This is a genomic window from Microcoleus sp. CAWBG640 (genome assembly GCF_020883015.1).
GTDB lineage: Bacteria > Cyanobacteriota > Cyanobacteriia > Cyanobacteriales > Microcoleaceae > Microcoleus > Microcoleus anatoxicus.
In genome coordinates this window covers 57,891-70,990 of record NZ_JAHRFC010000016.1, presented here as the reverse complement: position 1 = coordinate 70,990, position 13,100 = coordinate 57,891, and the positions used below count along the sequence as shown (strand labels likewise).

At 46.0% G+C, this 13,100-nt stretch carries 13 protein-coding genes; 6 read left to right on the top strand and 7 right to left on the bottom strand.

Annotation, left to right across the window (positions count from 1 at the left end; all coding sequences use genetic code 11):
• Positions 1 to 150: 150 nt before the first annotated feature.
• From grxD to AAFP11_RS10990, 3 genes are all read right to left on the bottom strand, one after another.
• On the bottom strand, positions 151 to 474 hold the full coding sequence (gene grxD / locus AAFP11_RS11000; protein WP_341737099.1) for a Grx4 family monothiol glutaredoxin: 324 nt from the start codon (positions 472 to 474) through the stop codon (positions 151 to 153).
• A gap of 105 nt (positions 475 to 579) precedes the next feature.
• Positions 580 to 840, bottom strand: coding sequence for a BolA family transcriptional regulator (locus AAFP11_RS10995; protein WP_340522120.1), 261 nt, complete (start codon positions 838 to 840; stop codon positions 580 to 582).
• Positions 841 to 886: 46 nt separating this feature from the next.
• Positions 887 to 1,513, bottom strand: coding sequence for a hypothetical protein (locus tag AAFP11_RS10990; protein ID WP_341737098.1), 627 nt, complete (start codon positions 1,511 to 1,513; stop codon positions 887 to 889).
• A 322-nt stretch (positions 1,514 to 1,835) separates the two neighbouring features.
• Here AAFP11_RS10990 and AAFP11_RS10985 point away from each other — a divergent pair, with 322 nt between their 5' ends.
• Positions 1,836 to 2,246, top strand: coding sequence for a hypothetical protein (locus tag AAFP11_RS10985; protein WP_341737097.1), 411 nt, complete (start codon positions 1,836 to 1,838; stop codon positions 2,244 to 2,246).
• Between the two features lie 434 nt (positions 2,247 to 2,680).
• On the top strand, positions 2,681 to 5,008 hold the full coding sequence (locus tag AAFP11_RS10980; protein ID WP_341737096.1) for a S8 family serine peptidase: 2,328 nt from the start codon (positions 2,681 to 2,683) through the stop codon (positions 5,006 to 5,008).
• A gap of 213 nt (positions 5,009 to 5,221) precedes the next feature.
• Here the strand turns inward: AAFP11_RS10980 and AAFP11_RS10975 are convergent, their stop codons facing one another.
• The 4 genes from AAFP11_RS10975 to AAFP11_RS10960 form a co-directional block, all read right to left on the bottom strand.
• A complete protein-coding gene (locus AAFP11_RS10975) occupies positions 5,222 to 5,587 on the bottom strand; it encodes a PIN domain-containing protein (RefSeq protein WP_341737095.1) in 366 nt (121 codons plus the stop codon).
• A gap of 34 nt (positions 5,588 to 5,621) precedes the next feature.
• Positions 5,622 to 6,095 (bottom strand): helix-turn-helix domain-containing protein, encoded by a 474-nt coding sequence (locus AAFP11_RS10970; protein WP_341737094.1) that lies wholly within the window; start codon positions 6,093 to 6,095, stop codon positions 5,622 to 5,624.
• A gap of 125 nt (positions 6,096 to 6,220) precedes the next feature.
• Positions 6,221 to 6,952, bottom strand: coding sequence for a WecB/TagA/CpsF family glycosyltransferase (locus tag AAFP11_RS10965; protein WP_341737093.1), 732 nt, complete (start codon positions 6,950 to 6,952; stop codon positions 6,221 to 6,223).
• A gap of 132 nt (positions 6,953 to 7,084) precedes the next feature.
• A complete protein-coding gene (locus AAFP11_RS10960) occupies positions 7,085 to 7,225 on the bottom strand; it encodes a hypothetical protein (protein WP_341734694.1) in 141 nt (46 codons plus the stop codon).
• Between the two features lie 250 nt (positions 7,226 to 7,475).
• On the opposite strand from AAFP11_RS10960, the gene AAFP11_RS10955 reads away from it, so the two are divergent.
• From AAFP11_RS10955 to AAFP11_RS10940, 4 genes are all read left to right on the top strand, one after another.
• Positions 7,476 to 10,685, top strand: coding sequence for a glycoside hydrolase family 15 protein (locus tag AAFP11_RS10955; RefSeq protein WP_341737092.1), 3,210 nt, complete (start codon positions 7,476 to 7,478; stop codon positions 10,683 to 10,685).
• A gap of 308 nt (positions 10,686 to 10,993) precedes the next feature.
• Positions 10,994 to 11,815 carry a M15 family metallopeptidase gene (locus AAFP11_RS10950; protein ID WP_341737091.1) on the top strand — a complete coding sequence of 274 codons (822 nt, stop codon included), beginning with the start codon at positions 10,994 to 10,996 and terminating at the stop codon, positions 11,813 to 11,815.
• Positions 11,816 to 11,887: 72 nt separating this feature from the next.
• Complete coding sequence (gene coaD / locus AAFP11_RS10945; protein WP_341737090.1) at positions 11,888 to 12,466, top strand: pantetheine-phosphate adenylyltransferase; 579 nt, start codon at positions 11,888 to 11,890, stop codon at positions 12,464 to 12,466.
• The gene (locus tag AAFP11_RS10940; RefSeq protein ID WP_341737089.1) at positions 12,349 to 13,014 is read left to right on the top strand and encodes a DivIVA domain-containing protein; all 666 of its coding nucleotides are present in this window, start codon (positions 12,349 to 12,351) and stop codon (positions 13,012 to 13,014) included. The genes coaD and AAFP11_RS10940 overlap by 118 nt, the downstream gene beginning before the upstream one ends.
• Positions 13,015 to 13,100: the final 86 nt, after the last annotated feature.

Below are 13,100 nucleotides of genomic sequence, written 5' to 3'. Positions count from 1 at the left end.
TTTGGAATCTGTCGGCACAAAAAATCATATTTTTGTAGGGTCGGCAGTGTCCGCCCTACAGCCGTTAAGGTTGGGAATTTGGGAATTTGGGAATTTAGGAAAATTTAGAGTTCCAAATTCAGAACTCCAAAATTTCTGCCCTCCCATGATTTAAGAGGCTAAAGCAACTTCTACGGCTTCTTGCAATTCGCCTTTCTGATACATTTCGATCAGAATATCCGAGCCACCAACAAATTCGCCGTTAATATAAACTTGGGGAATTGTCGGCCAGTTGGAATATTCTTTTACTCCCTGACGAATTTCCTGGTCTGCCAAAACATCCACAGTTTCGTAAGGCACTCCCAAGGTATTGAGAATTTGCACTACGTTGTTAGAAAAACCGCACTGGGGCATTAATTTATTGCCCTTCATAAAGACCATGATTTTGTTTTGTTTAACCAAGTCGTCAATTCTTTGATGTGCTGCTGTACTCATGGTCGCTCCTAAATATTGCTTGAATAATTTTCAACAGTGACAGTTGCTGGTTAAGCAACTATTGACACATTAACCAATTTCTGAACTCAATTGCTCGCTCAACAATTAAGCCACTTGACTTTGCGCGTCCCATTCTGCGGGAGTGAAAGTTTGCAAAGCCAAAGCGTGGATGGCTTCACTAGCCATTGCTTGTTTGAGCGCACCATACACCAGTTGATGTTGCTGTACTCGGCTTTTCCCTTCAAAGGCGGCAGAAACTACCCTGGCTTGGTAGTGGTCGCCACCACCAGTTAAATCATCAACTTTTACTTTAGCGTCTGGCAATCCAGTCTGAATCATTTCCGCTACTTGAGATGGTGTAACCATTAGTTTTTTTTTGGGATAAACGGCTGCAATTTAGATTTTAGTGGAACTATTTCTTAGGCGGAGTCGGGGGAGTGCTGCTGGCTGGTCGAGGATAGGGCGTATCCACAAACCCCAACTCCACTAACTGCTGGTAAGCTTTTTTGCCCAAGTCGCGAGTTGGCTGCTGGGAACGAATAATCTGGATCAGCAGTGGAACAGCCAGTTCCGGCTTATTTTGGGCTCGGTGTACCAACGCCAGCCGATAGGTGGCTTCGTCACGCATTTGGGCTGTATCGACGGCTTTGGTGCGGTTGCTGTCAGCGATGCGGATGTCGATTCCGGCAAAACTGCTGGACAGTTGTTGGTAGAAATTGGACAATTGATTGAAAATTTGGCGGGATTCTTGAAGTTTTTGAGAAGCTACAGTGTAGTTCTGGTTGGAAATAGCGTTGCTAGCTTCTGTCATTAAACGCTGACCTCCGGGAATGCTCAAGAGGCTGTTGTTTTGGATAACGGGACGGAGATTGTTTGGGTCCGTAGGGTCATCTACGGGTTCGACTTGGGGTTTGTTATCTAGCCCAGAAGGTTGCTGTGCTTGGGCTTGGGGCGGTTGTAATAGGAGCAAAGCTGCGATCGCCACAATGCTAATCCGGGCGGTGGAGCGAAGCCAGCAAACAGTTCCAGAGTATACCATGAAATTACTTTGCGCCCTGGGCGCTTTAAAAAAGATATTTAGCTTGAGCAGATCTTACCATTGGCGATCGCAACCGGATGAGTGTAAACCAAATTTGGGGAAATGTCAAAGGGGGGGAGCGATTTTGGATTAAATGAAGAAAATCGCAGGCGATTCGGAAATATCCCGGCGGTTGAAACCGCTGCTAAACAAACAAAGTCCGCCTGCGCGGACTGAAAAAGAAAGGAAATTCAACCGGACTGATGTTAGTTGAGTCATCCATGCTGATTACCCTGAACTTTTTGGTATAACTTTCAAATGCCGCAGTGACGGTAGTTTTTCCTTGACTCCAACCGCCGAAAAATGGATGGAGTGGGCGAATAGCACCATGAAGAACGGTCATTGCGAAGGGCTGGCAGCACTGAGTTTGTTGATGTACGAGGGTAAGATTCGTCCCCAAGATTTTGGCGCCGAACGGGCGGCGGATTTGAATCTGGAAGGGAATACGAAGCTTCAGCGCGAGATTGCTTATTGGTATGCAACTGGTTTGGTCGATCGGGACACCACGGTCAAAACTTCCCCTAATGATGTTTTAGCAGCATTACGGACGAGTTTGAACACATCAGGCTCGGCGATCGGGACTTTGCGGTTCTCCAATCCTGGTGGTTCAGGAGGGCATTCCGTCGCGCCGATTGGCATCAAGGAAGAAGAATTCATGACCGAGGATGTGGGTGACAACTTACCGATAACTTGAGATTGCCTTTTTCCCTAGCCTAAAATGGCGGGGATTTTTGTTAGCTAAGGCTTGCAGTTGGGTAGCGATCGCTGCGTCTTTAACCATCGAACTTTGAATGTTTTCGGCAATCCAAAATTTTCGGAGAGGCACTCCCAAACCAAAAAAATGATTGGTGGCTGCATTCTTTTGAGGGTTTCCTGCAAGTCGTTTTCTTGCTCTTTAGACAGGTAGCCGTGCTAGGAAATAATTGACAATCCCTTAACTTTTTGCGGCCAATATTCAGGTGCGTCGCCTTCTAGAATCTGCAAGTTCCACGGAATATCTCATAGCGACGTACCCTACAAAGCGTGAATTGCAAATTGCTAGGTACCTACCTCACTTCAAAAGAAACTGCTATAGTGCGGGAAAATTAAATTGTAAAATTGCATTAAAACTGAACAAAGGCATTTCTGATGACACAACCGAGCGCACTTTCTGCCACAACCTTACAAAATTATCAAGGTATAGGAGTCCCAGATGAAAGTCTGGCATTGATTTTGCAACGCGGAGGAGATGAAGTGCTACTGTCAAAAGCGACCGATCGCTTTACAGTCCGCCCCTCATCCACAGCATCAGCCTCAAACCCTTGGTTAGTCAAAGCCCAAGCCAAACTCATCCGCCGCGTCGCCAACAGCAATCTAGAAGAATATCTAGTTGTGCCCGCCCTTCTCAATACCGCCATGCAAGCGGCCAGGGCCAGCGATGCCGTTGCTTTTGCTAGCCACGTCTATTGTCCCGCCAACAATCCGGGTACATTCTTTTATTTAACCGATCGAATTACCATTCAATTTACCGAACCACTAAAAGAAGAATCGCGAAATGCGATCGCCAATGCAGCAGCATTAAAAATGGTCCGACAAGTAGAAGGAATTCCCAACACATTTATCTATGAAGTCACCAAACAAGCCACAGAAAACCCAGTCAAAATAGCCAACCGTTTGACCAGATACCCAGAAGTTCTCGTTGCAGAACCAAACATTATAGTACAAACTCAACACCACTATATCCCCCGCGATCCGCTGTATCCCCGACAGTGGTATCTCAATAACAGAAGCGGTAGCCAAATGGCAATAGGTTCTCACGTTTTTGCCGAAAAAGCCTGGGACATTACTCGCGGAATACGATCGATCGTAGTCGCGATCGCCGACGATTCCGTGGACATGACACACCCCGATTTTCAAGGCCAAGGCAAAATCGTTTTTCCCCTGGATTTAAAAGACGGCGACTTGTCCCCAATGCCAGTCCTCGACTCCGACAACCACGGCACATCCTGCGCGGGTGTCGCCGTCGCGGAAGAAAACGGCAAAGGCATTGTCGGTGTCGCCCCTGGATGCGCCCTAATGCCCATCCGTACTACAGGCTACCTGGACGATGATTCTGTTGAACAAATATTCAATTGGGCGATCGACAAAGGGGCCGCCGTCATTTCTTGCAGTTGGGGGCCATCAGCGGTTTATTTTCCGCTTTCCCTCAGACAAAGTGCCGTCATCACCAAAGCAGCCACCCTAGGGCGCGGTGGCAGAGGTTGCGTCATTGTCTTCGCAGCCGGCAATGCCAACCGCCCAGTCAACGGTACGATTAACGAAAAAGGCTGGCCCGATGACATCATCAAGGGTCAAACTCGATGGCTGAGTGGATTTGCCGTTCACCCAGACGTGATTGCGGTTGCAGCTTCCACTTCCCTGAATAAAAAAGCAGCCTACAGCAATTGGGGTGGCAGCATCTCGGTTTCCGCCCCCAGCAACAACGCCCCGCCGGGAACTTGGATGCAGCAAACCGGATATATCAGCACTCCGCCGGAGGTGACGCAAGATTTGCCCGGTTTGGGAATATTTACTACCGATCGCATCGGGACCGAGGGTTACGATCCAGGGGACTATACCGACTCCTTTGGCGGTACTTCCAGCGCCACTCCTCTAGTGGCTGGGGTGGCAGCTTTGGTACTTTCGGCCAACCCCCGTTTGACGGCGCGGGAAGTGCGGGGAATTCTGGAACAAACTGCTGACAAAATTGTTGATGGCGATCCCGATCCCCAGTTGGGTACTCGCATGGGTACTTATGACACTCAAAATCAGCGTAGCGATTGGTTCGGTTACGGGAAAGTGAATGCTTTTCAAGCTGTGCAAGCGGCGGTGAGAAAGGGTGGCGGTAATCCGAATATTGGTGATTCGAGGTTTAGTGATATTTCTGGACATTGGGCCCAGAAGTTTATTGAGGCCCTGGCGGCAGCGAATATAATTAGTGGTATGCCGGATGGTTCTTTTCGACCTGATGAGAGTTTAAATCGAGCTCAATATGCTTCGTTGTTGGTGACTGCGTTTAGTCCGGTTCCGAAGATGCCTGCTACGAATTTTATTGATGTTTCTGCTAGTTTTTGGGCCAGAAGTGCGATCGAACGGGCGAATCGGGCTGGGTTTTTGTCGGGGTTTCCGGGGTTGAAGTTTGGCCCGAATTTGAATTTGACTAAGACTGAGGCGATCGTGTCTTTGGTGAATGGTTTGGAACTGAAGGGCGGAAATGCTGACACTCTGAAAGTATACACCGATCGCTCTCAAATCCCTAATTTTGCTTTAAGTGCGATCGGTACAGCAACTAGCTTGAAGATTGTGGTTAATTATCCTTCCCGCGATTGGCTTTCGCCGCAGCGGGATGTCACCCGTGGAGAGATTTCAGCTTTGATTTACCAGACTTTGGTGGCGATTAAACGGGCCAAGGCGATCGATTCTCCTTATATCGTTTAATCGCGATCGGTCTATTGTAACTCAAATGAGTGTCACTCGAAAAAGCGACTAGGCGATCGGCTCATATCAATTCCGGTTACACCGGAATGATGTTGACTGTTGACGGTTAATGTTTGACAGTCAACAGTCAACTCGAATTTACTATTCCGATGCTAACAGATTTGATATCAGACTTTGCTGATGTCGAATACAAACCAACAAAAACCCGTTTCTTTATTTGTAGATTTGTTGTAAACTTTTGACGGTACTTTGTAACCCTTGCTTCAGCAAAATTTCCAAGTATTCATCGAGAGATTTAGGGGGATTTTTCAAACGTTGATGACAGGTTGTTACAGCGTTAGCAACCTTTAAGTAATTCAAGTCAATTAAGTCTAAGATAAAATCATCTGGGTGTTGAGCCTCAATCTCATATTGGTCGAGAATCAACGGTGGAAAGTCCTTGAGGTTAAATGTAACGATCGCACTAGCCTCTGATTTGATAGCTGCTGCTAGAATATGTCGATCGTTAGGATCTGGTAAATTAAGAGAAGGAATTATCCATTCATAAAATCGCGTAATGGGGCAGAATATAATACGCACGCATCATATAAGGCGATCGGATTAGAGGCCATAATTACTCATAGCCCATGTTCAGTTCTTGTGCTTGGAATGCCAGTTCATCAAGCACTTTTAAACGTTCATTATCAATCCATTTCTTATACTTCATAACATCTTCAAAGCGGATACGTTGATGTCTTCCGACTTGATGAAAGGGAATTTCCCCTGATTTTAACAATTTCGTTAAGTAAGGACGGGATACGTTTAGCAATTGGGCCGCTTCTTGGGTGGTGAGTTCGGCATTAATAGGAATTAAGGTAATTGCTTTACCTTGGGCTATTTGTTCTAGGATCTCAAACAAAAGTTGGAAAGCGACAAAAGGAATATCAACTACTTGTTCGTTACCATTGGATTCAACAATTTTAATTTTTTGAGTTGAAGTGCGAACTGTCAGAAAATAAGCAGCCAGAATGCGACTACCTAGCTGAGACAGTTGAGTATCGGCTTCAGAGGGAATGACTGGTTCTTTACTTTGAGGAAGGGCTGTCATAATTGATTTTAAGTAGATGAGTTGTTATAGCAACCACCAAGATGATTAGGATATTTCGAGGGAGTTTATCCTGAGCGTATAGCCTTGGTGACTGCTATATTATCAGTGTAGCGCCTACAATTTATTCACCCTCGCAAATTGCCCAATGCTTTGAATGCAAACTGTGGCAAAGCCAACATCCTACGCCAGCGCCAAGGCTCTTGATAAAGTCGATACAACCATTCTAAATGATTGTCGCAAAACCAAGCCGGAGCACGAGTTTTTGTTCCCGCCCAAATGTCGAAACTGCCACCTACTCCTACCCAAATAGATTGAGGACAAAGATGTCGGTGTTTGGCAATCCAAAACTCTTGACGCGGCACTCCCAATCCGACTAAAATCATTTTGGGTTGGATTTTTTTCAGGGTTTCCAGGAATTCTGGTTCTTCTTCAGGTGAGAGATAGCCATGTTGAGATATAATAGATATTCCGTTCATCTGCTGTTGCCAAGTTTCTGCTGCTGCGATCGCCACTCCGGGCGCACCTCCAAAGAAAAATACTGATTCCCCATGCGGCAATTTGGCCGCTTGTTGCAGCAAGGACTCTGCTAATTCAATCCCCGGAAATCTGTTGACTTTTTTACCTCGCATTCTCAAGTACAGCACGACTCCGGCACCGTCTGGAATCACGAGTTCCGCAGAACTAATTATATCGGCTAAAGCCTGATTTTTCTCGGCTTGCATCGCCATCTCTGCATTCAGCGTGACGACGTGACTTCCTAATCCTTGATGCAGACGCTCTATCAGCCAACCTGCATGATCGTCTAAGATGTGAACTGGTAGTCCCAGCACAGAAAATTGTGAGCGCGATCGATCCATATTTTTTGATGGGAGATTCCTACACAGGTAGTTATACCAGAAGGGAGAGGGAAGAGGGAAGAGGGAAAAGGGAAGAAGGGGAATACTCATATCCAAAATCCCCAATCTAAAATCTACAATCGATCGACCTAATTAGCGATCGCTCTTTTTAACAGAGCCATCTGCGTACCATTCCATCGGGACTAACTCTATTTTGCCATTGACTTTAATTGTAGAATAGACAATTTTTACAAAAGGAGCATTATTGTTGTTATGGTGATGGCGGTGAGACATGGTAATTACCTCCAGATTATTTACAAAGTAGAAATTTTTAACAAAATGTTAACTTCGATTCAAAATATATTTTATGGACTAAGATTGACTTAAAGTTACTGTCAAATCCTAGACGAAGCAGAAACTATGACAACTCGACGCTCAGAAAAATAAAAGTTGAGAGACACAGAGCAATCTAATTTCTGATATATTTAAAAGTCTATTCAGAGCAACTCAGCTAGCTTCAGGAAAAAAGTACAAGGAAAACGAAATGGCGATCGCAACAGCTCAGCGGCAAAGCAGGTTAGATTATTACTACCAACAAATCAAAACTGTCATACTCAAGCGGCAGAACCCAATTACCGGCTTACTCCCAGCGAGTACCGCCGTTAACGCCCACGGCGACTACACCGATGCTTGGGTACGCGACAACGTTTACAGCATCCTCGCAGTTTGGGGCTTGGGCTTAGCTTACCGTAAAATTGATAGCGATGGGGCTAAAACATTTGAACTCGAACACAGTACAGTAAAACTGATGCGAGGCTTGATGTTTGCGATGATGCAACAAGCCAATAAAGTAGAAAAATTTAAAAATACCCAGTTACCCCTAGATGCCTTACACGCCAAATACAATACCCAGACGGGCAATATTGTTGTCGGCGATGATGAGTGGGGACACTTGCAGTTAGATGCAACATCTATATTCTTGCTAATGCTTGCTCAAATGACAGCTTCAGGATTGCACATTATTTTCACAATCGATGAAGTCAATTTCGTGCAGAATTTAGTGTACTATATTGGTAGATCCTACCGCACACCCGATTATGGAATTTGGGAAAGAGGCAATAAAATTAATCGGGGCAATGCCGAATTAAATGCCAGTTCCGTAGGAATGGCAAAAGCAGCACTTGAAGCGATAAATGGATTAGATTTATTTGGCTTAAACGGCTCTCAAGCCTCTGTAATTCACGTTTTGCCAGACGAAATTGCCCGAACTCGGATGACATTAGAATCGCTTTTGCCTCGCGAATCGAGTTCCAAGGAAGTAGATGCGGCTTTGTTGAGCATCATTAGTTTTCCCGCTTTTGCAGTAGAAGACAAACAATTAGTTGAACGAACCCGAAATAAAATTATCGATAAATTGCAGGGAAATTACGGCTGCAAAAGGTTTCTACGGGATGGACACCAAACAGTATTGGAAGATGGCGATCGCCTCCACTACGAACCCACAGAATTAAAGCAGTTCGAGCACATTGAATGCGAGTGGCCACTGTTTTTCACTTACCTATTATTAGACGGAATATTTGAGGGAAATCAAGCCCAGGTTCAAGAGTACGAGCAGCGTTTAGCATCTCTGGCCGTTGAGCGATCTGGTTTATCTCTGCTACCAGAATTGTATTATATCCCTGCCGAAAATATCAATGCCGAAAAATCAAATCCCCGCAGCCAACAGCGTTTACCCAATGAAAACATTCCCCTAGTTTGGGCGCAAAGTTTGTATTTTTTAGGTCAATTATTAAACGATGGATTAATCGCCATTGGTGATATAGATCCCCTGGGAAGACACCTCTCAGTGGGGCGGCACAGAGAACCTCTAGTCCAAATTGCACTGTTAGCTGAAGACGAAGATTTGCAAGCAGAATTAGCAGCCAATGGAATTGCAGCCCAAACTCCAAAACAGGTAGAACCAATTCAAGTCCGTCAAACTAAAGAATTATCAGCCATTTACACCCAAATAGGACGCAATGACCAATTAGGCTTGACCGGCCGTCCCGTTCGCAGGCTACGGAGTTTGACCACTTCAAGGGTGTTCCAAATTCGCGGAGAGGCGATCGTCTTTCTGCCCTCTTTTCTCGACAGACAAGAGTTTTATTTAACCCTAGATTACCACTTTTTAGTATCTCAAATCAATAGTGAATTAGCTTACATTCACCGTCATTGGTCTCAGTTGGGACGACCGACAGTAACCCTGATGCTGACTCACAGAATGCTGGAAACTGGTCGGGAAGCTTTGTTAAACTTGATGAAAGAACTCCGGGATGGACACTGCAAAAATACGCCTGTTAAGTTGGGGAATCTCAATCAATTAATCCTGACTGCTGGTACGGAAAAAATTGACTTTCTTCACGATTTTGATTTTACGGAATCTCCAGTTACAGGTGCTGTAGAATTGCCGAGCTATCTCCGTTACAATCCTGAAATAACAGGGCCTTTGGGTCACACTCAAGAATTTAAATTAGAGTGCGAAACTAATACTAGCTTCTTGCTAAAAAGCCTGCGGGAATCAGAAAATTTGTACGAACAAATAGAGTTACTCCACACCCTAGTACGTCTCAAAGGGATGGACTTTGATACTGGATTTGGAACCCAGGGAGAAAGTGTTAAAGTTGTAGATTTGCTCAAGGAAGTTTATACTAAAGCCGGAGACAGTTCCCAATCTAAAATAGAATGGGCAGTCATCCGTTATGCTGCTGGTTTGCTGGATAAGATTGATATCAGCTTGTCCGATGCCGTGACGGATATTTTGGTTCGACAAAAACAGATTTCTGTGGGGAAAGCTTACAGCGAAGCTTCCCTGATTTCTCGACCTGGTTCTTACATGGAAGTGATGGACAAAATTCGCCAATTCTGCGGCGAAGACGTTCGCGATCGAGTTCTCACCCAAGAAGTTTTGATCTACCTTGGTTTGCTGATTAAAGCAGAACCTCAGTTATTTAAAGGACTTTTGACCCTGAGAGTTAGCTATTTTATTCTGTTGCTAACTAGCGAATTGGCCCGCGAATTGGGAATCACGCAAAATGAAGCTTACGAAGATTTAATGCAGTTAAGTCCCTTTGAAATTAAAAACCGCCTGCGCCAAGTTTTGTCAGAGTATGAGGAAATGAATCAAGTCCTGAAACAGCAAGAATCTCTGCGGGTCAAACAATCGGAAAAAGAAATAGAATGGGTGGTCGCGCCTGTTTCGTCCGAGTCCCAAATGCCGGCGGGTGGATGGCGCAGGAAGCGACAAATGGAAGGTGCTGTCAATCGGGTTCCCAAGGATTTTTATCCGAATGTTTGGGGAATGCTGCGTCACTGCAAGGGCTTGATTATTGGGGATAAGTTGGAACGCCGAAATCGGTTGGATAGTGAGGTGATTTTATCGGAAATGACTCCTGGTGAAAAGAATTTTGCTCTACAGGTGGAGCATTTGCTGAATAAAATTGTTGCGCCTGAGTACAGACAGGTTAATATTGAGGCATTGATGGAGTTGGCTGCGATCGCCCAACGCAACCCAGAGCTACAAATAGAAGAGTACATCGTCTTAGATGTATTGATCGGTCACGCTGTCAGGCTCAATTGGCTGGAAAAACACTTGGAAAGAGCAGATAGATACGACGAAGATAAGGCAGCGGCTTGGCAAGCTTTTTATAATACTTCGCCTTATGTCTGCGCTACTCATGTTCTGAATGCTTTCCGATTCTTAACGCAGTTTGGGTAAATCTTATAGGGGCATCGGGCATGGGCATTAGTGTCAACTTAACGTCAAACCCTGTCACAGACTGCTGTTTGACTATTAAGGCCAGATCCCCCCTAGCCCCCCTTAAGAAGGGGGGGACAGGAGTCTTCTCTTTCGTCCCCCTTCCCCCATCCCCCCTTGGGGGGATGGGGGAAGGGGCATGGGGCATTGCTTGCAAATAACCAATTCCCAATTCCCAATTCCCAATTCCCAATTCCCAATGACTTTGGGCAATATCAGTCTACAATTTGTAACGTTGAGCCTTATTGAAGTGCAGGAGCGAAGCTGGCTTGGATAACGCGAGTCTATCAAGAAAACCCCCGCAAGCATCAGAGCTTGGGATTGACGAAATTCCAGAAGCAGTACGAGACCATCCATATATTGAAGTCAAGCCTAGTCAGTCCAGAAAAAAAGGGCTGATTTGGAAACTCCTAGCGTTGGGCGTAGTCGCCTTTGGGGTCAGCATTTGGCTGCACCTCAACTTTAAATTTTTCCCAGACACCAGTAGGGCAGAACAAAGTCAACCAAACCCAGTATCGGCAAGTTCCCCCTCACCCACAAGTCCCGTTGCTAACTCAAAAAGCAGTACGGCAACACCGGACAAACTACTGGGACATTTACCTTATCAAGAAGCACCAGCCTCTGACTTGGTAGCCGTCACCGGAGACGGCGGGATCAAACTCCGCAAAGCCGCAGCCGCCAAATATCAAGAAATGGCAAACGCGGCTGCCGCCCAAGGCATATATTTTGCTCCCATATCCGGCTTTCGTTCCCTGGAAGACCAACAACACGTATTTTTTGACGTGAAAGCCGAACGCAAGCAAGATGTTAGCAAGCGGGCGGAAGTTAGCGCTCCTCCAGGATATAGCGAACATCATACCGGGTACGCGATCGACCTGGGAGACGGCAGTGTCTCATCGGCAAACCTCAGTACCAGCTTTGAAGATACCCCAGCATTCAAGTGGCTAGAAGCTAACGCCACTTCCTTTAGCTTTGAAATGTCCTTCCCCAAAAACAATCGCCAAAAAGTCAGTTACGAACCTTGGCACTGGCGGTTTGTGGGCGACAAGCAAAGCCTCGAAACTTTCTACAAGGCTCATTCGCTTCCTTGACAAACTCAAGAGTTTTCCGAGAAACTGGTATTTTTCCTTTAGTCCTGTTAATTACCGCATCGGGCCCAATTTGTGATTGCAATTTATCCAGGCAGCTTTGACCCGATTACTTTGGGTCACGTAGATATCATCGAGCGAGGCTGTAAACTGTTCGATCGAGTAATCGTGACCATAGTCCGAAATCCCAGCAAAGTCCCTCTATTCACCGTAGAAGAACGGATAGAACAGATTCGGCGCTCTACCCAACACTTGCCAAACGTAGAAGTAGATAGTTTTGAGGGTTTGACAGTAAACTATGCTAAAATCCGACAAGCCAAAGTGCTGCTACGGGGGCTGCGAGTATTAACAGACTTTGAAATGGAACTCCAGATGGCCCACACCAATAAAACCCTGTTAGGTGAAATTGAAACAGTCTTTTTGGCGACTTCTAACGCCTACAGCTTTTTAAGTAGTAGTGTAGTTAAAGAAATAGCCAAGTTTGGTGGCTCCGTAGATCATCTTGTTCCGAAACACGTCGCCCTAGATATTTACCAATGTTACGCCAGCAGGAACCAACTCGTATCGAACCCAACAGCACCGGACGCACAACTGAGAACGAAACACCTCAGCACCCAGCCGCCTTCGGAGACGACAGCAGAACCGCAGGAGTAGACATCCAGCGGGAATTGAATCGGCTTGAGGAAATTGTTCTCGACAGTCCGCGTATCCCCATGACCAGACGTACTCTGGTAGATGAAGAACAGTTACTTGACCAGCTAGACTTGGTGAGGCTAAATTTGCCCATAGCCTTTCAGGAAGCCGAGTTGATTATCCGACACAAGGACGACTTGCTGCAAGAGGCCGAACTCTACGCTCAAGAAGTCATAGAAGCGGCAGAACAGCGAGCGGCAGAGCTTTTAAACGATATGGGCCTGATCCAACAGGCGAAGGTGGAAGCGGATCAGTTGCGACAACAGGTATTGCTTGACTGTGAAGCAATTCAGCAAGCGACGCTGGCGGAAGTTGAACAAATTCGCTATCAAGCTCAAGAAGAATTGGCAGAAATGAGAGCGAGGGTGATGGCTGAATGCGAGGAAATTCAAAACGGAGCCGACGACTACGCGGATCAAGTTCTCGATGATATTGAGCGTAAGCTGAGCGATGCGCTGCGGGTAGTTCGCAACGGCCGCCAGCAGTTGGATAATGTTTCTGGCTCTTGAATTTATAATCCCAAGGAAGGGCAGGCTGGATGCCTACCCCACAAGCAGGAAGGTAACTCTTTGTGGAACAGGCAGAATGCCTGTTC

Coding starts and splice junctions, on each gene's coding strand:
- AAFP11_RS10955 (WP_341737092.1), top strand. CDS start 7,476: ATGGCGATCGCAACAGCTCAGCGGCAAAGCAGGTTAGATTATTACTAC.
- AAFP11_RS10990 (WP_341737098.1), bottom strand. CDS start 1,513: ATGGTATACTCTGGAACTGTTTGCTGGCTTCGCTCCACCGCCCGGATT.
- grxD (WP_341737099.1), bottom strand. CDS start 474: ATGAGTACAGCAGCACATCAAAGAATTGACGACTTGGTTAAACAAAAC.
- AAFP11_RS10960 (WP_341734694.1), bottom strand. CDS start 7,225: ATGTCTCACCGCCATCACCATAACAACAATAATGCTCCTTTTGTAAAA.
- AAFP11_RS10995 (WP_340522120.1), bottom strand. CDS start 840: ATGGTTACACCATCTCAAGTAGCGGAAATGATTCAGACTGGATTGCCA.
- AAFP11_RS10940 (WP_341737089.1), top strand. CDS start 12,349: ATGTTACGCCAGCAGGAACCAACTCGTATCGAACCCAACAGCACCGGA.
- AAFP11_RS10980 (WP_341737096.1), top strand. CDS start 2,681: ATGACACAACCGAGCGCACTTTCTGCCACAACCTTACAAAATTATCAA.
- AAFP11_RS10965 (WP_341737093.1), bottom strand. CDS start 6,952: ATGGATCGATCGCGCTCACAATTTTCTGTGCTGGGACTACCAGTTCAC.
- AAFP11_RS10970 (WP_341737094.1), bottom strand. CDS start 6,095: ATGACAGCCCTTCCTCAAAGTAAAGAACCAGTCATTCCCTCTGAAGCC.